Annotated in this window: 22 protein-coding genes; 5 read left to right on the top strand and 17 right to left on the bottom strand. The window is 72.9% G+C overall.

Going from position 1 to position 23,283, the window contains the following annotated elements:
- Positions 1–26: 26 nt before the first annotated feature.
- The 8 genes from ACZ3UD_RS03725 to ACZ3UD_RS03760 form a co-directional block, all read right to left on the bottom strand.
- Positions 27–2,087, bottom strand: coding sequence for an NADH-quinone oxidoreductase subunit 5 family protein (locus ACZ3UD_RS03725; RefSeq protein WP_465581807.1), 2,061 nt, complete (start codon positions 2,085–2,087; stop codon positions 27–29).
- Positions 2,084–2,458, bottom strand: a complete 375-nt coding sequence (gene nuoK / locus ACZ3UD_RS03730) for an NADH-quinone oxidoreductase subunit NuoK (protein ID WP_465581809.1) — start codon at positions 2,456–2,458, stop codon at positions 2,084–2,086. Before nuoK ends, ACZ3UD_RS03725 begins: the two co-directional genes overlap by 4 nt.
- A complete protein-coding gene (locus ACZ3UD_RS03735; protein ID WP_465581811.1) occupies positions 2,458–3,162 on the bottom strand; it encodes an NADH-quinone oxidoreductase subunit J family protein in 705 nt (234 codons plus the stop codon). The genes nuoK and ACZ3UD_RS03735 overlap by 1 nt, the downstream gene beginning before the upstream one ends.
- Entirely contained in the window at positions 3,159–3,710 is a 552-nt protein-coding gene (locus ACZ3UD_RS03740; protein ID WP_465581814.1) for a NuoI/complex I 23 kDa subunit family protein, read from the bottom strand. Before ACZ3UD_RS03740 ends, ACZ3UD_RS03735 begins: the two co-directional genes overlap by 4 nt.
- Positions 3,711–3,810: 100 nt before the next feature.
- Positions 3,811–4,770, bottom strand: coding sequence for an NADH-quinone oxidoreductase subunit NuoH (gene nuoH, locus ACZ3UD_RS03745; protein ID WP_465581816.1), 960 nt, complete (start codon positions 4,768–4,770; stop codon positions 3,811–3,813).
- Positions 4,767–5,840: an NADH-quinone oxidoreductase subunit C gene (locus ACZ3UD_RS03750; RefSeq protein WP_465581818.1), complete on the bottom strand. Its 1,074-nt coding sequence runs from the start codon at positions 5,838–5,840 to the stop codon at positions 4,767–4,769. Before ACZ3UD_RS03750 ends, nuoH begins: the two co-directional genes overlap by 4 nt.
- A complete protein-coding gene (locus ACZ3UD_RS03755) occupies positions 5,837–6,505 on the bottom strand; it encodes an NADH-quinone oxidoreductase subunit B (protein WP_465581820.1) in 669 nt (222 codons plus the stop codon). Before ACZ3UD_RS03755 ends, ACZ3UD_RS03750 begins: the two co-directional genes overlap by 4 nt.
- Positions 6,496–6,837, bottom strand: coding sequence for an NADH-quinone oxidoreductase subunit A (locus ACZ3UD_RS03760; protein WP_465582066.1), 342 nt, complete (start codon positions 6,835–6,837; stop codon positions 6,496–6,498). The genes ACZ3UD_RS03755 and ACZ3UD_RS03760 overlap by 10 nt, the downstream gene beginning before the upstream one ends.
- A 408-nt stretch (positions 6,838–7,245) precedes the next feature.
- On the opposite strand from ACZ3UD_RS03760, the gene ACZ3UD_RS03765 reads away from it, so the two are divergent.
- Positions 7,246–8,469 (top strand): sensor histidine kinase, encoded by a 1,224-nt coding sequence (locus ACZ3UD_RS03765; protein ID WP_465581822.1) that lies wholly within the window; start codon positions 7,246–7,248, stop codon positions 8,467–8,469.
- Positions 8,470–8,607: 138 nt separating this feature from the next.
- On the opposite strand, the gene ACZ3UD_RS03770 is transcribed toward ACZ3UD_RS03765, so the two are convergent.
- Positions 8,608–9,729, bottom strand: coding sequence for a S1C family serine protease (locus ACZ3UD_RS03770; RefSeq protein WP_465582068.1), 1,122 nt, complete (start codon positions 9,727–9,729; stop codon positions 8,608–8,610).
- A 222-nt stretch (positions 9,730–9,951) separates the two neighbouring features.
- Between ACZ3UD_RS03770 and galE the strand changes: the two genes are divergently transcribed.
- Positions 9,952–10,938, top strand: a complete 987-nt coding sequence (galE, locus tag ACZ3UD_RS03775; protein WP_465581825.1) for a UDP-glucose 4-epimerase GalE — start codon at positions 9,952–9,954, stop codon at positions 10,936–10,938.
- 73 nt (positions 10,939–11,011) lie between these two features.
- On the opposite strand, the gene ACZ3UD_RS03780 is transcribed toward galE, so the two are convergent.
- A complete protein-coding gene (locus tag ACZ3UD_RS03780) occupies positions 11,012–13,435 on the bottom strand; it encodes an outer membrane protein assembly factor BamB family protein (RefSeq protein ID WP_465581827.1) in 2,424 nt (807 codons plus the stop codon).
- A gap of 412 nt (positions 13,436–13,847) precedes the next feature.
- Here ACZ3UD_RS03780 and ACZ3UD_RS03785 point away from each other — a divergent pair, with 412 nt between their 5' ends.
- On the top strand, positions 13,848–14,495 hold the full coding sequence (locus ACZ3UD_RS03785; protein WP_387626943.1) for a TetR family transcriptional regulator: 648 nt from the start codon (positions 13,848–13,850) through the stop codon (positions 14,493–14,495).
- A gap of 390 nt (positions 14,496–14,885) precedes the next feature.
- On the opposite strand, the gene ACZ3UD_RS03790 is transcribed toward ACZ3UD_RS03785, so the two are convergent.
- The 6 genes from ACZ3UD_RS03790 to ACZ3UD_RS03815 all read right to left on the bottom strand — a co-directional run bounded on the left by ACZ3UD_RS03790 (position 14,886) and on the right by ACZ3UD_RS03815 (position 20,731).
- On the bottom strand, positions 14,886–15,830 hold the full coding sequence (locus ACZ3UD_RS03790) for a beta-ketoacyl-ACP synthase III (RefSeq protein WP_465581829.1): 945 nt from the start codon (positions 15,828–15,830) through the stop codon (positions 14,886–14,888).
- Positions 15,831–15,952: 122 nt separating this feature from the next.
- Complete coding sequence (locus tag ACZ3UD_RS03795) at positions 15,953–17,182, bottom strand: L,D-transpeptidase family protein (protein WP_465581831.1); 1,230 nt, start codon at positions 17,180–17,182, stop codon at positions 15,953–15,955.
- A 114-nt stretch (positions 17,183–17,296) separates the two neighbouring features.
- Positions 17,297–18,460, bottom strand: coding sequence for an aminofutalosine synthase MqnE (mqnE, locus tag ACZ3UD_RS03800; RefSeq protein ID WP_465581833.1), 1,164 nt, complete (start codon positions 18,458–18,460; stop codon positions 17,297–17,299).
- Positions 18,461–18,512: 52 nt separating this feature from the next.
- Entirely contained in the window at positions 18,513–19,475 is a 963-nt protein-coding gene (locus ACZ3UD_RS03805) for a threonine ammonia-lyase (protein WP_465581835.1), read from the bottom strand.
- A 3-nt stretch (positions 19,476–19,478) separates the two neighbouring features.
- Positions 19,479–19,937: an Lrp/AsnC family transcriptional regulator gene (locus tag ACZ3UD_RS03810; protein ID WP_030055719.1), complete on the bottom strand. Its 459-nt coding sequence runs from the start codon at positions 19,935–19,937 to the stop codon at positions 19,479–19,481.
- 119 nt (positions 19,938–20,056) lie between these two features.
- Complete coding sequence (locus tag ACZ3UD_RS03815) at positions 20,057–20,731, bottom strand: UbiX family flavin prenyltransferase (protein ID WP_465581838.1); 675 nt, start codon at positions 20,729–20,731, stop codon at positions 20,057–20,059.
- A gap of 114 nt (positions 20,732–20,845) precedes the next feature.
- Here ACZ3UD_RS03815 and ACZ3UD_RS03820 point away from each other — a divergent pair, with 114 nt between their 5' ends.
- Together ACZ3UD_RS03820 and ACZ3UD_RS03825 are read left to right on the top strand one after the other, a co-directional pair.
- Positions 20,846–21,586, top strand: coding sequence for a cyclase family protein (locus tag ACZ3UD_RS03820; RefSeq protein ID WP_380608374.1), 741 nt, complete (start codon positions 20,846–20,848; stop codon positions 21,584–21,586).
- Between the two features lie 71 nt (positions 21,587–21,657).
- On the top strand, positions 21,658–22,374 hold the full coding sequence (locus ACZ3UD_RS03825) for an MOSC domain-containing protein (RefSeq protein WP_465581840.1): 717 nt from the start codon (positions 21,658–21,660) through the stop codon (positions 22,372–22,374).
- 111 nt (positions 22,375–22,485) lie between these two features.
- On the opposite strand, the gene ACZ3UD_RS03830 is transcribed toward ACZ3UD_RS03825, so the two are convergent.
- Positions 22,486–23,280 (bottom strand): TetR/AcrR family transcriptional regulator, encoded by a 795-nt coding sequence (locus tag ACZ3UD_RS03830; protein ID WP_465581842.1) that lies wholly within the window; start codon positions 23,278–23,280, stop codon positions 22,486–22,488.
- Positions 23,281–23,283 lie beyond the last annotated feature (3 nt).

The following is a 23,283-nucleotide window of genomic DNA, read 5'->3' on the forward strand; positions in this document are numbered from 1 at the left end:
ACGGGGATGGAGGAGAACGGCACCGGCTACACCGCCACCAGGACGGCCAGCAGGACGACCGCGGCGAGCAGGGCGCTGAGGTAGGTCTGCGCGTTGCCGGTCTGCGCGAGCCGGACGGCCCGGCCGAGCAGGTTGGCACCGATCCCGCTGCCCTGGACGTAGCCCTCGACGACCTCGCGGTCGAGGAAGCGGACCAGCTGGGCGGCGGCGGCCACCGGCCGGACGAACAGCGCGTGGTACAGCCGGTCCACGCCGAAGCCGTGCCGGGCCGGGCCGAACAGCGGGCCGAGCAGGGTGCGCCCGGGGTCGGCGACGATCACCTCGGCGACCGGGGCTCCGGCCTGCACGGGCACCCGGTCGACAGCGGCCGGGGCCGGACGTCCGGTGGCCACCCGCGCGGTCGCCGAGCGCCAGGCGCCGTACGCGGCAAGCGCACCGACCACGGCGAGCCCGGTGCCGGTCACGGCGGTGACGCCGGTGGGGCGCAGCGAGCCGCCGTCCAGCAGCGCGGGCAGCCAGTCCGAGCGCAGCCCGGCGATGCCGAAGGCCATGGTCGGGACGGCCAGCACCCAGAGCGGCCAGCGCATCGCGGGCGGCTCGGCGGTGGCCGGGTCGGCCTCGTCCAGCTCGGGCGAGTACGGCGCGTCGGCCTCGTGGTCGGCCGCCGCGGTGGCCCGGTCGGCGGCGGGCAGCACCTCGGGTGCCGCCGCCGAGGCCCCGGCCGGGCTGTGGAAGCCGAGCAGGAACAGCCGGGTCGCGTAGGCGCCGGTGAGCAGCGCGGTGAGCGCCGCCGAGATCAGCACGATCCACCCGGCCGCCTGCGGCACCGCCGAGACCGGGCCGAGCCCGTTGGTCAGCGCCTCGCCCTTGGCGGCGTGCTCGGCGGCGGTCAGCACCGCCTCCTTGCTGAAGAAGCCGGAGAACGGCGGCAGGCCGGCCAGGGCGAACAGGGCGATGCCCATCGTCCAGTACGCGTCCGGCACCCGTCGGCGCAGCCCCGGGATCCGGGACATCGCGGAGAGCGAGTTGGTGTGCGCGGCGTGGATCACCACACCGGCGGCCAGGAACAGCAGCGCCTTGAACGCGCCGTGGCTGACCAGGTGGAAGACGGACGCCTCGCGGTCACCGCTGGCCAGCGCGCCGGCCATGTAGCCGAGCTGGCCGACGGTGGAGTAGGCGAGCACCCGTTTCAGGTCGTCCTGGGCGAGCGCGCAGAGTGCCGAGCCGATCATCGTCACGGCGGCCGTCACCGCGAGCACCACCAGCGCCGCACCCGACAGCAGGAACACCGGCAGCAGCCGGGCGACCAGGTAGATGCCCGCCGCGACCATGGTGGCCGCGTGGATCAGCGCGGAGACCGGCGTCGGACCGGCCATCGCGTCCGGGAGCCAGGTGTGCAGCGGGAACTGCGCGCTCTTGCCGGCCACGCCGGCGAGCAGCAGCAGGGCGGTCAGCGTCGGATGGCCGAGCTTGCCCTCACCCGCGGCCGCCAGCACGTCCGGGATCCGGAAGCTGCCGGCGTCCGCCCCGAGCAGGAAGATCCCGAACAGGAACGGCACGTCGCCGAGCTTGGTGACCAGGAAGGCCTTGAGCGAGGCCGAGCGGGCGTCCGCGGTCTCCCAGTGGTGGCCGATCAGGAAGTACGAGCAGACGCCCATGACCTCCCAGCCGACCAGCAGCACGATCAGGTCGCCCGAGTAGACCACCAGGAACATCGCGGCGGTGAACAGCGAGACCAGCGCCGCGTACGAGGGGTAGCGGGGGTCGGACTTCAGGTACGCGGTCGAGTAGACCTGGACGCAGGTGGCGACCACACCGACCAGCACGGAGATCAGCGAGCTGAAGCCGTCCAGGTGGATGGCGAGCGCGATGTCCGGGCCGCCGGTCGGGGTGAGCCGGGTGGCGGCGTCCAGGGCCTGGCCGGTGCCGAGCTGGAGGGCGACCACCAGGGCGAGCACGGCCGAGACGGCGACCGGGACGATCGCCAGCGGCCGGGCCAGTCCGGGCGCCTTCTTGCCGACGGCGAGGGTCGCGGCGGCGCCGAGCGCCGGCAGCGCGGGGACGAGGGCGGGCAGGGCGAGGTTCATGCGGCGGCCTGGCCCTTCAGCGCCTCGGCTCCGTTCGGCGCCTCCGCGACGGGGAGCGTCTCGGCCGGGTCGCCGAGCGCGGTGGCCCGGTCGATGTCCGCGGTGCCCCGGGTCCGGAACAGCAGCAGGACGATGGCGAGCCCCAGCCCGATCTCGGCGGCGGCGACGGTGATGGTGAACAGGGTGAGCGCCTGCCCGGCGTGCAGCGAGTCGCGCAGCCAGGCGTCGAAGGCGACCAGGTTGAGGTTGACGGCGTTGAGCATCAGCTCGACGGACATCAGCACCAGGACGGCGTTGCGCCGGGCGAGCACGCCGTACACACCGACGCTGAACAGCAGCGCGGCGAGGACGACGGGGTAGGCGAGGTGCATCAGCTCTCCTCCGACGCGGACGACGCGGGTGCGGACGACGCGGGTGCGGAGGGCTTGGGCGCGGTCGCGGCGACCGTCCCGTTGGACCCGACCGGCCGCCCGGCGCGCAGCTTGCCCGCCCGGGGCGCCGGCACCCGCCGCTTGGACCCGCGTGACAGCACGATCGCGCCGACCAGCGCCGCCAGCAGCAGCACGGACAGCGCCTCGAAGGGCAGCACCCAGTGCCGGAACAGGCTGGCCCCGGTGACGGAGGCCGAGCCGCCGCCCGCGCCGAGGTCGATCCAGGAGGTCCGGAAGGCGTCGACCACCAGTGTCACCAGCGTCCCGGCCGAGGCCAGCGCCACGACCAGCGCGACCCAGCGGTTCTTGGAGTCGGCGTCCGGCGAGCGCCCGATCGGCGCCTTGGTGAGCATCAGTCCGAACAGCACCAGGACGATCACCGAGCCCAGGTAGATCAGCACCTGAACCCAGGCGATGAACTCGGCCGTGAGCAGCAGGAACTCCACCGCCAGCCCGCCGAGCGCGACCACCAGCCAGAGCGCGGCGTGCACCAGCTGCTTGGTGGTCACGGCGACGATCGCCGAACCGAGCACCGCGATGCCGACCAGCAGGAAGACGATCTCCTGGCCGGTCGGGGACAGGAACGAACGGGCGGCCGGCTCCAACGAACCGGTCGCCGCGAGAAGCGTGGCAGCGGCGGTCATGCGTCGTCACCCTTCTCCTCAAGAGCGGCCGCGGCCGCCAGCTTGTCCGCCGCCTTGCGCGCGGTGGCGATCTCCTTGGGCTCCTCGGCCGCCGGGTCCAGGGCCGGCGGCGCCGGGACGGTCCACATCCACTCCCGGAGCTTCTCCCGCTCGTGGGTCAGCTCCAGGATGTCCGTCTCCGCGTACTCGAACTCCGGCGACCAGAACAGCGCGTCGAAGGGGCACACCTCGATGCAGATCCCGCAGTACATGCAGAGCGAGAAGTCGATGGCGAAGCGGTCCAGCACATTGCGGGTGCGGGCCCGCGCGTTCGGCTCGGCGGCCGGCAGCGTCTCCTTGTGGGAGTCAATGTAGATGCACCAGTCCGGGCACTCGCGCGCGCAGAGCATGCACACCGTGCAGTTCTCCTCCAGCAGCGCGATGACGCCGCGCGAACGCGGCGGCAGCACCGGCTGCACGTCGGGGTACTGCGCGGTGACGCTCTTCTTCGTCATCGTCCGCAGCGTCACGGCCAGCCCCTTGGCAAGGCCGACACCGGGGAAACTCATGCGCCCACCTCGCTGCGCTCGGCAGGGGCATGCGCCCGTACGCACCTTTTGATGATTCGCTCTCCCCCAGCCTTCGGCCGGGGGTACCCCCATTGCTCGCTCATGAGATCGCCACCTTGATGATGCCGGTGAGGGCCAGCTGGACGAGTGCGAGCGGGATCAGCACCACCCACGCGAAGCGCATCAGCTGGTCCTCGCGCAGACGCGGGTAGGTGACCCGCAGCCAGATGACCACGAAGGCCAGCGCGAAGGTCTTGAGGATCATCCAGAGCCAGCCGAGCTGGTCCGACATCGGTCCGTGCCAGCCGCCCAGGTAGAGCACCGCCGTCAGCGCGGACACCACCAGGATGCCCGCGTACTCGGACAGCAGGAACAGCGCGAAGCGCAGGCCGGTGTACTCGGTGTACGCACCGAAGATGATCTCCGAGTCGGCGACCGGCATGTCGAACGGCGGCCGCTGGAGCTCGGCCAGACCGGCCGTGAAGAAGACGAAGGCGCCGATGATCTGCCAGGGCAGCCAGTACCACTGCCAGGCGTCCAGGATCCCGGGCAGCGACAGCGTGCCGGCGGCCATCGCCACCGAGGCCGCCGCCAGCACCATCGGCAACTCGTACGACATCAGCTGCGCGGCCGTGCGCAGACCGCCGAGCAGCGAGAACTTGTTCGCCGAGGCCCACCCGGCCATCAGCTTGCCGATCACGCCGACGCCCATCACGGCCAGTACGAAGAACAGGCCGGCGTCGATCGCCTGGCCGACGAAGCCGTTCGGGCCGACCGGGACGGCCAGCAGCACGAACAGGTACGGCAGCAGCGAGACGGCGGGGGCCAGCTGGAAGATCCGGCGGTCCGCCCCGGCCGGGACGATGTCCTCCTTCTGCGCGAACTTCACGCCGTCCGCGACGAGCTGCGCCCAGCCGTGGAAGCCGCCCGCGTACATCGGGCCGAGCCGGCCCTGCATGTGCGCCATGACCTTGTGCTCGGTCTGGCCGATGACCAGCGGGAAGACCAGGAAGACGACGAGGGTGGCGACGCAGCGGAGCGCCGTGTCGAGCAGGTTCACGCGCCGTCTCCGTCCTGGTCGGCCGCGTCGGCCGGGTTCTCGTCCTGCTGCCCGCCCGGCTCGCCCGGCTGCTCACCCGACGGCTTCTCGTCGTGGGCGGGCACCGGGTTGTGCCAGGGCGCGTCGGAGGACCGGGGCCGGGCGGGGACCTTGGGCTCGGCGGCCGGTTCGTCGGCCGTCTGGCTGACCGACCCCTCGGACACCGACCGGGTCCGCCGCGGCCGGTCCGCCCGCACGGCCGGGGCGCCCTCGGCCGGAGCAGCGGGAGCAACCGGAGTGGCCGGAGCCTCAGCGGCCGCCGGAGCCTCGGCACCCGTCTGGCTCGCCGACCCCTCCGACACCGACCGGGTCCGCCGCGGCCGGTCCGCCCGCACCGCGGGCGCACCCTCGGCACCGACGGCACCGGCGGCACCGGCGGCGGCACCGGCCGCAGCCGCCCGGGGCGTCCGCCCCGCCGCGCCCGCCGCCCGCGCACCGCGCGCGGGCCGCTCGGCCACCGGCGGCAGGGTGCCCTTGAGCGGCCCCCACTCGTTCGGGTCCGGCACACCGGCCGGCTGCATCTTGCGCCGGGCCGGCCCGTCGCCGTGGTCCGACTCGCCCGGCTCCTTGGCGCCCGGCCAGGCCTTGGCGACCCGTGCCGCGAGCACGAACTCCTTGCGCAGCGGGTGCCCCTCGAAGCCGTCCGGCAGCAGCAGGGTGGCCAGGTAGGGGTGCCCGGAGAAGCCGATGCCGAACATCTCGTGGGTCTCGCGCTCGTGCCAGGCGGCACCCGCGTACACCGCGACGGCGCTCGGCAGCGCGGCCCCGTCGCGCGGCACCCGGGTGCGCAGCGCGAGGTGGCGCACGCCCGGCGCCTCGACGGCGGCCAGGTGCGCGACCACGGAGAAGCCCTCGGCGAGCTCGTCGACCGCGCTCAGCCAGTCGAAGAACGCCAGGCCCAGCACGTCCCGGGCGTTGGTGAGCGCCTCGATCCAGCGCTCGGCCGGGACGTCGACGGTGATCAGTCCGTACGCCTCGGCGCCGGTCGCCCACTCCCCGACCGACGCCGCACACTGCTCAGGCGTGGTCACGAGACCCCTCCCTCAGAGGAACCGGCCGACGAACCGGCCGACGAACCGGCGGAAGGCCCCGCCACCAGCGGACGGCGCAGCGCCGCCGCGGGCGCGGCGTAGCGGCCGGGCAGGGACTCGGCGGCGATCTTCTCCTGCAGCTTGAGGATGCCCTGGAGCAGCGCCTCGGGCCGGGGCGGGCAGCCGGGCACGTAGACGTCGACCGGGATGATCTGGTCCACGCCCTTGGTCACCGAGTAGGAGTCCCAGTACGGGCCTCCGGAGTTGGAGCAGGCGCCGAAGGAGATGACGTACTTCGGCTCGGGCATCTGCTCGTAGAGGCGCTTGACGGCGGGCGCCATCTTGTCGGTGACCGTGCCGGAGACGATCATCAGGTCCGCCTGACGGGGCCCGGGCGCGAAGGGGATGACACCCATCCGGATGAAGTCGTGCTTGGCCATGGACGCGGCGATGAACTCGATCGCGCAGCAGGCCAGGCCGAAGTTGAAGCACCAGAGGCTGTAGCGACGGCCCCAGTTGAGCACGACCTTGACCGGGTCGGGCGCGAGCCGCGCGAGCGGGCCGATGCCGCGGCGCTCGACGGCGCCGGGGCGGGACGGGTCCGGCAGGCCGAGCGCGACGGGACCGCCCTGCGTGCCGTGCGAGTGGGTGTGCGTCACGTCCATTCCAGAACGCCCTTCTTCCAGGCGTAGAGCAGCCCGACCGCGAGGAAGCCGATGAAGAGGAACATCTCGATCAGCGTTCCGGCCCCGTACCCGGCGCTGGCGAAGACCGTCGCCCACGGGAACAGGTAGATCGCGTCGACCGCGAAGATCACGTACAGGAACGCGTACACGTAGTAGCGGATCTGGGTGTGCGCCCAGTCCTCGCCCACCGGGTCCACACCGCACTCGTAGGTGAGGAGCTTCTCGGGCGAGTAGACCACCGGCCGCAGCAGGCGGTTGGCTGTGAACGCCACGGTGACGAAGAGCACCCCGACGACGGCCAGCAGGCCCATCGCGGCGTACGCGTCGAAGTAGCCGCTGCCGACCGCCGGGTCGGCCACGACGGCAGCCGCCTGCTGCCCCTTCATGCTTCGCCTCCACCTCGGCCGTGAATCCGTCCCTCAAGACAGTTCTACGACTTTTCCTCGCACACTCTTAACGATGGCCAATGCGTGAGTCTAAGGGGACGGCTCCGCTCCACCCGAACCGTGCCCGATCGGCAAGACGGCTCGTGGACACCCGGGCACGTGCCCGGGTGCCGGGGCAGGGGGGTGGGGCAGGGGGTGAGGCAGGGGGTGAGGCAGGGGGTGGGGATAACCCCCGGCCGGGAAGACGCATCACCCCCATGGCACCTCCTGTCCCCGGTTCGGGAAGCTTGGTCCACCAGTCCACCAGCTCGACCGACAGGAACGGATGATCCGATGAAGCCGCTGCACCGCCGAGCCGTGGACGCCGTCAAGGAGCAGGACGCTCGGATGGAGCGCCCGCCGCTGTACGGCGCAGGGATGTGGCGGCAGGTCGGTCAGCTGATGCTCAACCTGCCGCTCGGCATCGCCGGCTTCGTCCTGGCGGTCATCACGCTCTCGGTCGGCCTGGGCCTGTCGATCACGGTGATCGGTCTGCCGCTGCTGGCCGGCGGGCTGGCCGCCTCCCGCTCCCTGGGCGGGCTGGGCCGGCGCCGGGCACGCTCCGCGTACGGCTCCGCGATCGACGATCCGGAGCCGGTCCGGCCGCGCCGCCCGGGGCTGGTCGGCTACACCATCGCCCACCTCACCGACCTGCTGAACTGGCGGTCGGCGCTCTACAACGTGCTGATGCTGCCCTGGGGCATCCTCGGCTTCACGCTGTCCCTGGTCTCGGTCGTGGTGCTGTGGCCGGTGCTGCCCTGGGTGGTGCGGGCGCTGGCGGCGGTCGACCGGATCCTGATCGAGTCGCTGCTCTTCCCGGGCGCCCTGGCCGAGCGGGTGCGCGAGCTGGCGGACGACCGCGGCACCGTGGTCGACACCGCCGCCGCCGACCTGCGCCGGATCGAGCGCGACCTGCACGACGGTGCCCAGGCCCGGCTGGTCGCGCTGGCGATGGACCTCGGCATGGCCAAGGAGCGGCTGCGCGAGGTGGAGTCCGAGGAGGACATGGCGGCCGCCACCCGGATGGTCGACAACGCGCACGGCGAGGTGAAGCTGGCCCTGCAGGAACTGCGCGACCTGGCCCGCGGCATCCACCCGGCGGTGCTCACCGACCGCGGCCTGGACGCGGCGCTGTCCGCGGTCGCGGCCCGCTGCACCGTCCCGGGCGGGGTGAAGGTGAACGTGGACCTGGCGGGGTCGGACGGCGAGCCCGAGCGCCCGGACTCGGCGGTCGAGGGCATCGCCTACTTCACCGTCAGCGAGCTGCTGACCAATGTCTCCAAGCACGCGGGCGCCCGCACCGCCTCGGTCGAGGTCTGGCGCTCGGACGACCAGCTGATGCTGCTGGTCCAGGACGACGGCAAGGGCGGGGCGGTCCCGTACCCGGGCAGCGGCCTGGCCGGGCTGGCCGAGCGGATCCGGGCGGTGGACGGGGTGTTCCTGGTGGACAGCCCGGCGGGCGGCCCGACCGCGGTCACCGTCGAGCTGCCCTGGCGCACCCACACCGCCCGCCGCTGAGCGCCCGCAGGCGGCGAGAGGCGCCGGGACCCGGTCGAGGCGGTGGACGGGGTCCCGGCGTCGGTCCGGTGCGGCGCCCGGCCCGCGGAACCCTTGCGCGGCGTGCGGGCCGACGGCGCACCGGAGCTCAGGTCACGTCTACGAGCCGGTCGCCAGCGTGCCCAGCGTGACGTCGGCGGTCTGGCTTCTGCCGTCCCGGGTGTAGGTGACGGTGACCTTGCTGCCCGGGGTGAGCGAGGCGAGCGCGGTGGTGAGCGCGTTCAGCGAGTCGACCGGGGTGTCGTCGATCTTGGTGATGACGTCGCCGGGCTGCAGCCCCGCCGCGGCGGCCGCGCCGCCCGCGCTGATCGCGACGATGACCGCGCCGGCCGGCTGGAACTGCTGGTTGAAGCTGGTCCGGGCGGTGATGCCGAGGGCGGCCCGGCCGGAGTTGGTGACCTTGCCCTGCTTGATCAGCTGGTCGGTGATGCTGGTGATGGTGGACGCCGGGATGGCGAAGCCGATGCCGGGGGCGGACGCGCCGTTGGTCTGCGGCTCGGCCGCGGCGAGGGTGTTGATGCCGATCACCTGGCTGTCCAGGTTGACCAGCGCGCCGCCGCTGTTGCCCGGGTTGATCGCGGCCGAGGTCTGCACCATGTTGCCGATGGTGGCGCCCGGCGAGCCCGCGCCCCGGGGTTCGGTGACGGTCCGCCCGGTCGCCGAGACGATGCCCTGGGTGACGCTGCTGGAGAGCCCGAGCGGGCTGCCCATGGCGAGGGTGATCTGGCCGAGCTCGACCTTGCTCGAATCACCGAAGGTCGCGGGCTTGAGGCCGCTCGGCGGGCTGCTGAGCTTGATCACCGCGAGGTCGGAGTCGGGGTAGCTGGCGACCAGGGTGGCGTCCAGCGACTTGGTGGTGTTGGCGAGGGTGACGGTGAAGGCGGTCGCGGTGCCGACCACGTGGGCGTTGGTGACGATGTCGCCCTTGTCGTCGTAGACGATCCCGGAGCCGAGGCTCTCCCCGGTGGTGATCTGCACCACCGAGGGCAGTACGTCGGCGATCACCTTCTGGTAGGCGCCCTGGAGCTGGTTGCCGCCGCCCGGCTGGCTGGAGGGGGCGGAGGCGGCCTGCTTGGTGGCACCGGACGAGGAGCCGGCCGACGCCGGGGAGGAGGCGGAGGACGAAGGGGAGGGCGAAGGGGAGGACGAAGGGGAGGACGAGCTGCTGCAGCCGGCCAGCGCCAGCGCCGTCAGCGCCGCGACCGCGCCCGGGGCGAACAGCCGGCGGTGGGCCGCCTTGGGCCCGGTCGGCCCGGGGCCGGCCGGCAGCGGACGGTTGCGTTCCTTCTTGCGGCTCACCTGGCGCCTCCGATTCGTCACCACGCCGAAGGGCGCGGGTGTGAGAGCACGGAAATCTTTGTCAGCATTTCACCGATTTGTCTGAATTGCTGGCTGGACTCGCCCGCCCGGGGTGACCCGCATGCGAACGCCTAGGATTGCCGCATGACTTGGTTGATCACCGGCGGTGCCGGATACATCGGCGGGCACGTCGTCCGTCAGCTGCTCGACGCCGGCGAGCGCGTCGCCGTCCTGGACGACCTCAGCACCGGCGACGCCTCCCGGGTGCCGGCCGGCGTCCCGCTGATCCAGGGCTCCACCCTGGACCGCGCCGCCCTGGACGCCGCGATCCGCGAGCACGGCGTCGAGGGCATCCTGCACTTCGCCGCCAAGAAGCAGGTCGGCGAGTCGGTCGAGCAGCCGTTCCTCTACTACCGCGAGAACATGATCGGCCTGCAGACGGTCCTGGAGGCCGCGGCCGAGGGCGGCGTCAAGCGCTTCCTGTTCTCCTCCTCCGCCGCCGTCTACGGCATGCCGGACGTCGACCTGGTCACCGAGTCCACCCCGTGCGCCCCGATGAGCCCGTACGGCGAGACCAAGCTGGCCGGCGAGTGGCTGGTCGCCGCCGCGGGCAAGGCCCACGGGATGTCCACCGTGGCCCTGCGCTACTTCAACGTGGCCGGCGCCGCCTCGCCCGAGCTCTCCGACGCCGGTGTGTTCAACCTGATCCCGATGGTCTTCGAGCGGCTCACCGCCGGCAAGGCGCCGCTGGTCTTCGGCGACGACTACCAGACCCCGGACGGCACCTGCGTCCGCGACTTCATCCACGTCTCCGACATCGCCTCGGCCCACGTGGCGGCCGCCAAGCGGCTGGCCGCCGACCCGGCCGGCGCGACCTCGCTGGTGCTCAACATCGGCCGCGGCGAGGGCGTCAGCGTCAAGGAGATGATCGAGGTGATCGGCAAGGTCACCGGTTACGACACCACCCCCGAGATGGCCCCGCGCCGCCCCGGCGACCCGGCCCGGGTGGTGGCCTCCGCCGACCTGATCCAGCGCGAGCTGGGCTGGAGCGCGAGCCACGACGTGGCGGAGATGGTCTCCTCCGCGTGGGAGGGCTGGTGCAGCCGCCACCCCGAGGCCCGCAAGGCCTGAGGCCTGATCGCCCGGGCCTGACCGCCCGGGCCCCGGCCCTCGGCCACCACCGGACCGGCGGTGTCCGCCCCGCTCAGCGGACGGGCACCGCCGTGCCGTAGTAGGCGTCCAGCGCGTACACGCAGCGGTCCCTGGAACCGACGAAGACCCGCCCGCCGACCGCCACCGGGGAGCCGGTGAGCTCGCCCTTGGTGCCGAGCTCCCAGCGCAGCTGACCGGTCGCCAGGTCCAGCGTGTGCAGCGAGTGGTCCCGGCTGCCCAGGTGCACCAGGCCGTCGGCCACCGCCGGGGAGCCGACGATCTCGCCGCGCGCGGTGTAGCGCCAGCGCTCCCGGCCGGTCGCCGCCTCGAAGGCGTACAGCACCTCGCCGCTGCCCAGCAGCACCATGCCGTCCCCGACCACCACCGGCTCGGCGCCCTGGCGGCTGCCGGTGACCCCGCGCCAGCGGTCCAGGCCGGTGGCCGCGTCCAGCGCGTAGACCGTGCCCAGGTAGTCGGCCACGTAGACCGCGTCGGCGTCCAGGGCGGGCGGGGCGAACAGCACGACGGGAGCCTCGAAGCGCCAGCGCTCGGCCCCGCTGGCCGCGTCCAGCGCGTACACCCGGGTGCCGGCCGTCACGTACAGCACGCCGCCGCGCTCGACCGGGTGCGAGGGCACGTCCTCGCCGACCGGGAAGGACCAGCGCAGGCCCGCGCCGCGCGGGTCCACGCAGCGCAGCCGCCCGGCACCGTAGTAGTAGGCGGCGCCGGCCACCAGGACCGGGCCGGACTGCGGGTTCTCGTAGTCCTGCTGGGCGTCGTCCGCGCGCCACAGCTCGGCGCCGGTGGCGGCCGCCCGCAGCTGGACACCGCCGCCCCGGACGCCGCAGCAGAGCACGCCGTCGACGGCGGAGAGCGAGTAGACCCAGCCGTCCAGCGAGGTGCGCCAGCGCTCGGTGCCGTCCGCGACGTCCACGGTGTACAGGTGCGGGCCGTCCGCGGCGTGCACCCGGCCGGCGTCCACCGCGAGCGCCCAGGCGACGTCCCGGGTCTTGTAGCGGCGCTCGCCGGAGGCGATGTCCAGCGCGTGCACCTCGAAGCTGGAGACGAAGAGCGTGCCGTCGGCGACCACCGGGGTGCCCCAGACGTCGTTGGACATCCGGAACCGCCAGGGGCGCCAGCGGGCGGCCGGGGCAGGGAGCGGGGTCGGCGCCGGGGGTGCCGGCGGGGTCGGGGTCGGTGCCGTCCGACGGACCCAGTCGGTCTCGGCCGGGGCGGTGGTCGGTCCGGGCTGCTCGTGCTCGGCCCGCGGCCCCGGGCCTATCCGCACCGAGGCGCCGGACAGCTGCACCTCGACACTGACCCCGCCGGTGGGCGCGCGGTGCTTGTTCTTGGAGGGGATCTTCGCGGTCGGGATCTCGGTGTCCGAGCCCGGCCCGGGGCGCGGCACGCTGTGCACCGGCCCGGCCGGCGGCGCGTGCCGGGCGCCCGGATGGGTGCGCGGGTCGTCCAGGCCGGGGTTCTGCGGCGGGATCTGCGGCTGCGGGGCCGACGGGTGCGACGGCTGCGGGTGCGACGGCTGCGGCTCGACCGGGCCGGCGTACGGGCGGGGCGGCGGCGCGCTCGGGCGGCGCCCGCGCTTGCGCTCGATCAGCTCCAGCGCGTTGGCGGGCAGCCAGTCGCCGGCCTCGCCGGAGGCGTCGTCCCGGGAGAACAGGTGCGGGGCCAGCTCGGCCTGGATCTGCGCCGGGGTCGGCCGGCGCTCGGCCGCCTGCTGCATGCAGGCCCGGACCAGGTCCATCAGCTCGGGCGGCATGCCGGACAGGTCCGGCTCCTCGCGCAGCAGCTGGAACACCGTCTCGACCGGGTTGGAGCCGCGGTACGGCGGGTGCCCGGTGGCGCAGAAGACCATCAGCGAGCCGAGCGAGAAGACGTCGCTGGCGCCCCGGACGGTCCGGCTGTCCCGGGCCTGCTCGGGCGACATGTAGGCCGGGGTGCCGACCGCGACGTTGGTCATGGTGAGCCGGGTGCTGGAGACCCCGGACGCGATGCCGAAGTCGATCACCTTGGGGCCGTCCTCGACCACCAGGACGTTGGAGGGCTTGAGGTCGCGGTGGATCAGCCCGGCCCCGTGGATGGACTGCAGCGCCTCGGCGATGCCCGCGACCAGCCAGCGGGTGGCCTCCACCGGCAGCGGGCCGCACTCCTCGACCAGGTCCTCCAGCGAGGGCGCCGGGATGTACGCGGTGGCCAGCCAGGGCACCCGGGCGTCCGCGTCGGCGTCCACCACGGCCGCGGTGTAGAAGCCGCCGACCGTCTTGGCGGCCGCGATCTCCCGCGCGAAGCGGACCCGGAACAGCTCGTCCTCGGCCAGTTCCCCCCGGACGGTCTTGATGGCCACCCGGCGCCCGGACGCGGAGCGCGCCAGGTAGACCAGCCCCATCCCACCCGCACCGAGTCGCCCCAGCACCTCGAAGGGCCCGATCCGCCTCGGATCGTGCGCCGTCAGCTGGTCCACTCCGCTGCCACCTCCCCGTTTCCGCACCCGCCGCGTGGTGCCGGTCCCGATTCTCCAATGCCGCCCGGCGCATCTCCAACCTCCCCCGCCCGGAGGGGCCCGCCGGACAGTGGCCTGGTCAGCGATGACGGAACGGCCGGATTCTGACGCCCGCTCCGGCTGCGGCTTGCGCCAGCCGACCCGGATCGCCGGCTTTCCATCCCGTAGATGGTCACGCTCTGTCACCCGACCACCCCTCAGCGGACTCGCCGTCACGCTATGGGGTCAAAAGCACACGGGGGGGCTTCAACAGCACCCTCGGAGCCCGGTGAATATCCGTCCGACGTGGTTCATGCCGCTATACCAGCCCCCGTGCGGAGTAATAGTCGCATCACCGAATCGCGCCAAGATCGTGCCACGGTAAGCTGACGGCATGACAGGACAAGTTCGCACCGTCGACGGTCGCGTCGCCGGGCGACGCGGACAGGAGACGCGGCAGAAGCTGCTCGACTGCCTCCGCGAGATGCTCAGCACGTCGCCCTATCGGGACGTCAAGGTCATCGACGTCGCCCGTATGGCGGGTACCTCCCCCGCGACCTTCTATCAGTACTTCCCGGATGTCGAGGGCGCAGTCCTCGAAATCGCCGAGGAAATGGCCAAGGACGCCGACACCCTCAAAGAGCTGGTGGCCGGAAAGTCCTGGGCAGGGAAGTCCGGACCGACCACTTCGGAAGAACTGGTCGACGGATTCCTTGCCTTCTGGCGCAAGAACGACGCCATTCTGCGAGTGGTCACGCTCGGTGCCGCGGAAGGGGACAAGCGGTTCTTCAAGATCCGCATGACCGTCCTCAACTCGGTCGCCAAGCCGCTCGCGGAGGCCGTCAAGGAACTCCAGGCGAAGGGTCAGGCCGACAAGTCGCTCGATCCGAACGCCGTCTCCGGGGCCCTGGTCTCGCTGCTCGCATCGGCGGCCGAGCACCAGAAGGCCTTCACCTCCTGGGGCGTCAAGGTCAAGGACCTCAAGCCCAACCTCGCTCCCCTGGTGTACCTGGGCGTCACCGGGAAGAAGGCGCCCAAGTAAGACCATCCGTTCGATCCACCATCCGCTCCGCGCGCAGCCCCGGCCTCCTGTCCGGGGTACGACGGACGGCGGCCGTGTCCTCGGGGGAGGTCCGCCGACGTACCGCAGGCGCGCCCGACATGCCGGTGGGCGAGCACCCCTCACACAGGGTGCCCGCCCACCGGCATTTTCGGTTTCCACGTTCCGTTATCGGGGCCGAATGGGAGGAGCGAGAGAGCGACGCCCCGTCGGCGCCGGGTCAGGAGCGCCTGGAGGCGAGCGGGTGAGTCACGGCGTCCCGAGCCGAAGGGCGCGCCGGCGCCGAAAGGGAGAAGCGAGGGAGCGACGGAGGAGCGAGGGAGCGACGACCGTCGGCGCCGGGTCAGGAGCGCCCGGAGGCGAGCGGGTGAGTCACGGGCACCGGACGACCTGGCCCGCGTAGGCGAGGCCGCCGCCGAAGCCGAAGAGCAGCACCGGGTCGCCCGGGGAGAGCTCGCCGCGTTCGACCAGCTTGGAGAAGGCGAGCGGGATCGAGGCAGCCGAGGTGTTGCCGGAGTCGACCACGTCCCGGGCCACCACGGCGTCGCCGAGGCCCAGCTTCTTGGCGATCGCGTCGATGATCCGCAGGTTGGCCTGGTGCGGGACGAAGCCCTTGAGCTCCGAGGGGTCGATCCCGGCCCGCTCACAGGCCTCCCGGGCGAGCGGGGCGAGCTGGGTGGTGGCCCAGCGGAACACCGACTGGCCCTGCTGGCTGATCACCGGGTCCCAGCCCGTGATCACCACGGCGTCGCCCTTCTCCGGCTCGGAGCCCCAGACCACCGGCCCGATGCCGGGCTCGGCGCCCTCCTCCTGGGCCTCGACCACCGCGGCGCCCGCGCCGTCGCCGAAGATCACACAGGTGGAGCGGTCGGTCCAGTCGAGGGTGTCGGACATCCGCTCGGCGCCGATCACCAGCGCGCGGCGGGCCGCGCCGGCCCGGATCGCGTGGTCGGCGGTGGCCAGCGCGTAGGAGAAGCCCGAGCAGACCGTGTTGATGTCGTACGCGGCGGGCGAGCGCACGCCCAGCCGGGCGGCCACAGCGGCGGCGGTGTTGGGGCTGCGCTCGATCGCGGTGCAGGTGGCGACCACGACCAGGTCGATGTCCTCGGGCGCCCGGCCGCTGTTGGCCAGCGCCTTCTGCGCGGCCTCGGTGGCGAGGTCGACCAGGGTCTCGCCCTCGGCGATGTGCCGGGTGCGGATGCCCACCCGGGTGCGGATCCACTCGTCATCGGTGTCGACGAGCGCCGCCAGGTCGTCGTTGCTGAGGACCTTGGGGGGCTGGTAGTGGCCGAGTGCCACAATGCGCGAACCGCTCATAGTGCCATGGAACCGGGTTACTCGCTGGTCAGCGGGGCATGACCGGCTACAGGATCCGAACCTGTGATCTGTAGGAGATCGACAAGGGCTGTTGGGGCGCCTGGGTTGGGCGTATGCCGAGGTCAGGCCGCCAGGGCGGTGGCGTCGCCCATCACGATGACCGGGTGGGCGCTCGGGTCCAGGGTGCGGATCAGCTGGGCCATCTTGTCCTCGGGAATCGAAACGCAGCCGTGGGTGGGCCCGTCGTGGTCCACGTGGAGCCAGATGCCTCCGCCCTTCTTGGCGCCCATCGGGCGGCGCGTGTCGAGCGGGGAGTTGCCGGGGACCCGGTTGTAGTTGATCGCGACCACGTAGTCGAAGGAGCCGGCCAGCTGGTCGCCGAAGAAGCCGGTGCCGGAGACCACGAAGCTCGGGTCCTTGTCGTACGGGAGCTTGCTGCCCGGGTCGGCGTTGCGGCCGCCCGCGTCGGTGAGCGAGAAGACGCCGATCGGGCTGCGCAGGTCGCCCTCGTTGTGGTCGGCGGTCCAGCCGTTCTTGCCGTTGTGGCCGTTCCACGTCTCGCCGGCCAGCCAGCGGCCCTCGGGGGTGCGGGTCCAGAGGACGACGGTGTTCTTGTCGGTGTTCTTGTCGGCGCCGGAGGCGACCACGACCTGGGTGGTCTCGGCGGGGATCTTCGCGGTGAAGGCGGCGCCGAGGCCGGGTATCGCGGCCAGCGAGCCGTCCGGGCGGGTCTCGCCGCGACCGGCGGCCGGGGGCGCGGACTGCCGGTCGGCGGCGGCCTGGACGGCGGCGGGCGCGGGTGCGGGCTGGTCGGGCTTGCTGACGTCCTCGGGGCCGGGGCCGTCGGCGGCGGTGATGCCGGGCTTGGCGTCGTCCTGGCCGACGGTGTACCAGCCGGCGGCGGCCGCGACCAGCAGGGCGGTGCCGGCCAACACGGCCTTGCCGTGACGTTTCTGCTTCGCCTTGCGCCGCCGGCCCCGGGCGGCGGCCCTGCCACCCGGCACAACCGCCGCGGCGGGGACGACGGAGGCGAGGGGAGCGAGGGGCTCGACCGGTGCGGGCTCCTCGTGGACCGGCTGGTCGTACGCCGGCTGCTCGTACGCCGGCTGGTCGTACACCGGCTCCGGCTCCGCCGGGTACGGCTGGAACGGCTGCTCGTACGCCTCGAAGTACCCCTCAGCGGCCTGCGGGGCCTGCTGGTACTCGCCGTAGTAGTAGTCCTGCCGGACCGGCTGCCGGTACGGCTCGTACGCGTCGTACGGCGCCTCGTGCGACTGCTGCGGCACCCCGTACACCGGCTCCTGCATCGGCTCGTACGGCGGGTACTCGGTGGCGCGATGAGAACCGGACATGCCGTCGATCCTGCCAAACGCCGTACCCGTTGGTAAACCCGGGTCGCGTGCGGGGGCCGTGAAGACGCCGCCGTCCGGGCCCGATTACGGCCCGGACGGCGGGGAGTTCGCAGGTCAGAGGCGCATCGCCTGCGGGGCCTCGCGGCGCATCGGGTCCGGGCCCTCGTACTCGCGGATGACCTCGTAGCGGGTGTTGCGCTCGACCGGGCGGAAGCCGGCGTCGCGGATCAGACCGAGCAGGTCCTCGCGGCCGAGCTTGTTCGGCGTGCCGAAGTTGTCCGCGTCATGGGTGATCTTGTACTCGACCACCGAGCCGTCCATGTCGTCCGCGCCGTGGCTGAGCGCCAGCTGCGCGGTGGTGACGCCGTGCATCACCCAGAAGACCTTGACGTGCGGGACGTTGTCGAACAGCAGCCGGGAGACGGCGAAGGTCTTCAACGCCTCGGCGCCGGTGGCCATCTCGGTACGGGCCATCAGCTTGTTGCGCACGACGCCGTCCTTGGAGTCGTGGAAGTCGTGCTGGTAGCGCAGCGGGATGAAGACCTGGAAGCCGCCGGTCTCGTCCTGCAGCTCGCGCAGCCGCAGCACGTGGTCCACCCGGTGGCGGGGCTCCTCGATGTGGCCGTACAGCATGGTGCAGGGCGTCTTGAGGCCCTTGCTGTGCGCGAGGCGGTGGATCCGCGACCAGTCCTCCCAGTGGGTGTCGTGGTCGACGATGTGCTGGCGGACCTCCCAGTCGAAGATCTCCGCGCCGCCGCCGGTCAGCGACTCCAGGCCGGCGTCGATCAGCTCGTCCAGGATCTCGTCGGCGGACAGGCCGCTGATCTTCTCGAACCAGTGGATCTCGGTCGCGGTGAAGGCCTTCAGCGAGACGTTCGGCAGGGCCGCCTTCAGCTCCCGCAGCGAGCGCGGGTAGTAGCGCCACGGCAGGGTCGGGTGCAGGCCGTTGACGATGTGCAGCTCGGTGAGGGACTCGCTCTCCATCGCCTTGGCGAGGCGGACGGCCTCCTCGATGCGCATCGTGTACGCATCCTTCTCGCCCGGCTTGCGCTGGAACGAGCAGTACGCGCAGGACGCGTTGCACACGTTGGTCATGTTGAGGTGGCGGTTGACGTTGAAGTGGACGACGTCGCCGTTCTTCCGCGTCCGCACGTGGTGGGCCAGCCCGCCCAGCCAGGCCAGGTCGTCGCTCTCGTAGAGCGCGATCCCGTCCTCGCGGGTCAGTCGCTCACCCGCGTAGACCTTCGCCTCCAGCTCGCGCTTGAGCCCTGCGTCCATGCGGTGCCCCGCCTCCTCCGACATTCGATTCCTTGCCGGACTGAGCGTACGCCTATGCCGAGAGCAGCTCCGCGAGCAGTGCGGGTTCGATGTTCCCACCGCTGACCACGGCCGCGACCGTCTGGCCCCCGGTCTCGGCGGCGCGGTGGAAGTACGCGGCCGGGGCGACGGCACCGGAGGGCTCGGCGACCAGCCGGCCGCGACGGGCCAGCAGGGCGACGGTGGCGCGGATCTCGTCCTCGGTGACGGTGACGATGTCGTCCACGTAGGTGGTGATGTGCTCGTACGGCAACACGCCGACCGAGGGGGTGCGCAGCCCGTCCGCGATGGTCCGGTAGGTGTCGGCGACCGGCCACTCCACCCGGCGCCCGGAGCGCAGGCTGGCCTGCGCGTCGGCGGCCAGCTCCGGTTCCACGCCGATCACCCGGATGCCCGGGCGGGTGAGCTTGAGCGCGGCCGCCGTCCCGCCGATCAGGCCGCCGCCGCTGACCGGCACCAGGACAGTGTCCAGCTCGGCCGGGGCGTCCTCGGCCATCTCCAGCCCGACCGTGCCCTGGCCCGCGATGATGAACGGGTCGTCGTACGGGGGCACCCAGACGTAGCCGTGCCTTTCGGCCAGCTCGCCGGGCAGGGTGTCCCGCTCCCCCGGCGACACCAGGATCACCTCGGCGCCGTACGAGCGGGTGGCCTCCACCTTCACCGCGGGCGAGGTGTCCGGCATCACGATCACGGCCTTGATGCCGAGCAGCTGCGCCGCGTACGCCACCGCCTGCGCGTGGTTGCCGCTGGACTGGGCGACCACGCCGCGGGAGCGTTCCTCCGCGGTGAGCGCGGCCAGCCGGTTGTAGGCGCCGCGGGTCTTGAAGGCCCCGGTCGGCTGGAGGTTCTCGGGCTTGAGCCAGAGCCGCCGCTCCCCCTCGGCCGCCCAGGGGGCGGGAACCAGCGGGGTGCGCACGGCGACCCCCGCGATCCGCTGCCGAGCGGCGCGCAGCTCCTCCAGACCGACCAGTGCCATACGTCACTCTCCTACAGGAGGAAGCTCACTCACCCGGTTCTCCCACTTCGTGGAGAGTACGACGGTGGTGCGGGTCCGGGCCACACCCTTCGTGCCCGAGATCCGCTTCACCACCGACTCCAGGCCGGCCACGTCGGCCACCCGGACCTTGAGCATGTAGGAGTCGTCACCCGCGATGAACCAGCAGTCCTCGACCTCGTTGAGGTCCTTCAGCCGGAACGCGACGTCCTCGTGGTCGGCCGCGTCGGTGAGCTGAAGGCCGATCAGGGCCGTGACGCCGAAGCCGAGCGAGGCCGGGTTGACCGTCGCGCGGTAGCCGGTGATGACCCCGGCCTGCTCCAGGCGGTTGATGCGGTCCGTGACGCTCGGGCCGGAGAGGCCGACCAACCGGCCCAGCTCGGCGTAGGACGCGCGGCCGTTCTCCCGGAGCGCCTGGATGAGCTGTCTGTCCACCGTGTCCATATACCGTCCGCGTCCTTCCGAACCTCACCAGACCCACAGATCATTATCCGGATTCAAAGGCGCCATGCGCTGACCGACCCGGATATCGCAGAGAAGATACTCTCCCGCCCTCGCTCTCCTTACTCCCCCTCAGCCGCAGCGCCCCCGCCGCTCACGCTCTGGCGGGCCGCCGCCCCCAACTCCCCTTCCCAGCGCAGGTACAGGGAATGCGGCACGCCCACGGCGTCCAGCACCCGGCCGGCCACGAAATCCACGAGTTCGCGCACGGTGGAGCCGCCGGCGTAGAAACCGGGCGAAGCGGGCAGGACCACCGCGCCCTGCGCGTCGAGTTCCACCAGGTGCTTCAACGTCACCCCGTTGAGTGGTGTCTCGCGCACGCAGACGACGAGCGGTCGGCGCTCCTTCAGGGTGACACTGGCGACCCGCTGCAGCAGGTCCTTGCTCAGGCCGAGCGCGATCCCGGCCACCGCGCCGGTGGTCGCGGGCACCACCAGCATGCCCTTGGCGGGGTACGAGCCGCTGGAGGGGCCGGCCGCGAAGTCCCCGGCGGACCAGTAGCGGACGTCCTCCAGGCCCTGGTCGGTCCCCAGCCAGGCGGCGAGGTCGGTGCGCCAGTGGGCGTCCCGGAAGGAGATGCCGGTCTCGTCCAGGATGGTGAGCCGGGCGGCCCGGCTGACGATCAGGTCCACCGCCTCGCCGGCGGCCAGCAGCGCCCGGATCACCGAGGCCGCGTACGGCGTCCCCGACGCCCCCGAGACCCCGACCACCCACGGCTGACGCTTCGTGATTCCCATGGGGCATTTCTACCCCGGCTTCACCCGGGGCCCCGGCCGGGGCGTGCCTCGGAGGCCGCCGCCCGGCCGGGCGGAACGGCTCCGGGAGCGCGCGCCCCCTGGGAGGATGGGGGCATGGCAGCGACCCTCGTCGACCTCACCCATCAGGTGACCACCGCGATGCCGGTCTACCCCGGCGATCCGACCGTGCTGTTGGAGCCCGCGCTCACCACCGCGACGGCCGGGGTGAACGTGCTGGCCCTGCACCTCGGCTCGCAGTCCGGGACCCATGTGGACGCGCCGTACCACGTGGACGTCACCTGGCCGACGCTGGACGGGCTGCCGCTGGAGCGGTTCACCGGGCCCGCCGTGGTGGCCGACCTGCGGGGGCTGGAGCCCCGGGCGGCCGTCACCCCCGAGCTGCTGGCGCCCGCGCTGGAGCGCTGCGGGGAGGGTTCCGTCCTGCTGCTGGCCACCGGCTGGGCCCGGCACTGGGGCACCGACGCCTACCTCGCCCACCCCGGCCTGACCGCCGAGGCGGCCGAGGCGATCGTCGCCGCCGGGGTGCGCACGGTCGGGGTGGACGCGCTGAGCGTCGACCCCACCCCCGACCCGGGCCCGGGCGACCCGGCGGTGGCCGCGCTGCTCGCCGACCTCACCGACGAGCACGACCAGCCCGCCGAGGAGCCGACGCTGGCCGCCCACCGGGTGCTGCTGGGGGCGAGCGGCGGCGGGGTGATCGCCGAGAACCTGACCGACCTGCGGGCGCTGCTGGAGGCGCAGGAGGCCGGTCGGCCGGTGGAGGTCTCGCTGTTCCCGCTGCGGCTGGTGGCGGCGGACGGCGCCCCGGTTCGGGCGGTGGCCCGGCTGGGCTGAGCCCAGCGGCCCGCCCCGGCCCGGGACTTGGTCTAGACCATCCCCCGGTGGCGCCAGTACGCTGTCCGGCCATGGCTGAGATCATCGGAGTGATCGAGCGACTCTGGCGCTACCCCGTGAAATCCACCGGCGGCGAGCGGCTCGACTCCGTCGAGGTGGACGTGCGCGGCCTGGCCGGCGACCGCCTCTACGCCGTCCGCGACTCCTCCGGCAGGCTCGGCTCGGGCAAGACCACCCGCCGCTTCCGCCGGATGGACGGCCTGCTGCGACTCTCCGCCCGCCTCGGCCACCGGATCGACGGCCCCGAGCTGTTCGACCCGCTCGGCCGCCCGGTCGACCACCCCACCGCGTTCCTGCGCGCCTACCTCCAGCGCGAGGACGTCGGACTCGCCCGCGAGGACGCCGTCCCGCACTTCGACCGGCTACCGGTCAGCGTGCTCACCACCGCCACCCTGGACTGGGTCCGCGAGGCCGTCCCCTTCGCCGTGGTGGACGAGCGCCGGTTCCGCCCCAACATCGTGCTGCGCACCCCGCCCGGCACCCCACCGTTCGTCGAGGACGGGTGGTTCGGCCGCCAGGCCCGCGGCGAGGCCCCGGACAGCGCCCGACTCGCCTTCGTCACCTCCAGCGAGCGGTGCGCGATGACCGCCGCCCCGCAGCCCGGGCTGCCGCACGCCCCCGAGATCCTCAAGGCGATCGTGCACGCCCACGACGGCCGCCTCGACGCGCTCGCGGAAGTGGCCGCCCCGGGGCGGCTGCGGCTGGGCGACCGGCTGGTGCTGGACTGAGCGGGGAGCCGTTTCCTCAAGCCGTTCAGCCGCGGACCAGGCAGAAGGGGTGGCCGGCCGGGTCCGGGCAGTCGAGCACCAGGCACTGCAGTTTGCCGATCACGGTTCTCCTCAGAGTGCTTTCTCGTCCGGTCCGGACGGGGTGACCGCCCGCAGGTAGGCGTCGGCGAAGAGCTCGAAGGACTCGTCCAGCGAGGGCAGCCCGTCGCCGAGGACGGGTTCGAGCACCGGCCGCACCAGGACGTGGCTGAGCAGCGGGCCGAGCAGCAGCTGCACCAGCACCGGGAGCGGCAGCGGCCGGATCCGCCCGGCCTCGACGTGCGGCAGCAGCAGGCGGCCCAGGCCGTCGATGATCTGCGGCATGTTGGCGGCCATCATCCGGGCGGCGGGCCCGTCCGGGCGGCCGAACAGATCGGCGAAGACCGCCGGGATGATCCGCGGCTCGCCGGTGAAGGCGGCGAGGAAGGTGCGGTGGAGCGCCCGGACGGTGTCCTCCAGACGCTCGGGCGGGTCGGCCGCCAGCGCCTGGATGTCCGGCAGCGGGCCGTACTGCAGGAAGACGGCGGCGAGCAGGCCGTCCCGGCCCGCGAAGACGGTGTGCAGGCTGGGCAACGAACACTCGGCGCGGTCCGCGACCGCGTCCAGCGTGACCCCGCCGAGGCCGCGTTCGGCCACCAGGTGGGCCGCCGCCGCGATCGCGCGCTCCCGTACCGGCGGCCGTCCGCCCGGGTCGATGCCGGTCCGCCGGACCGCTTCGTCCAGGGGTGCCCGGGAGCCGCCGAGCCGGCGCAGCAGAGTGCTGCGCGAGACGCCGGCCGCCGCCGCGATCGCCGTCAGCGGGACGTCCGCGACGTCCTGGCCCCGTTCCTTCGCCGCCGTGAGCGCGGCCGACACCAGATCCTTCATGTG

This window comes from Kitasatospora sp. NPDC023118 (genome assembly GCF_055560875.1).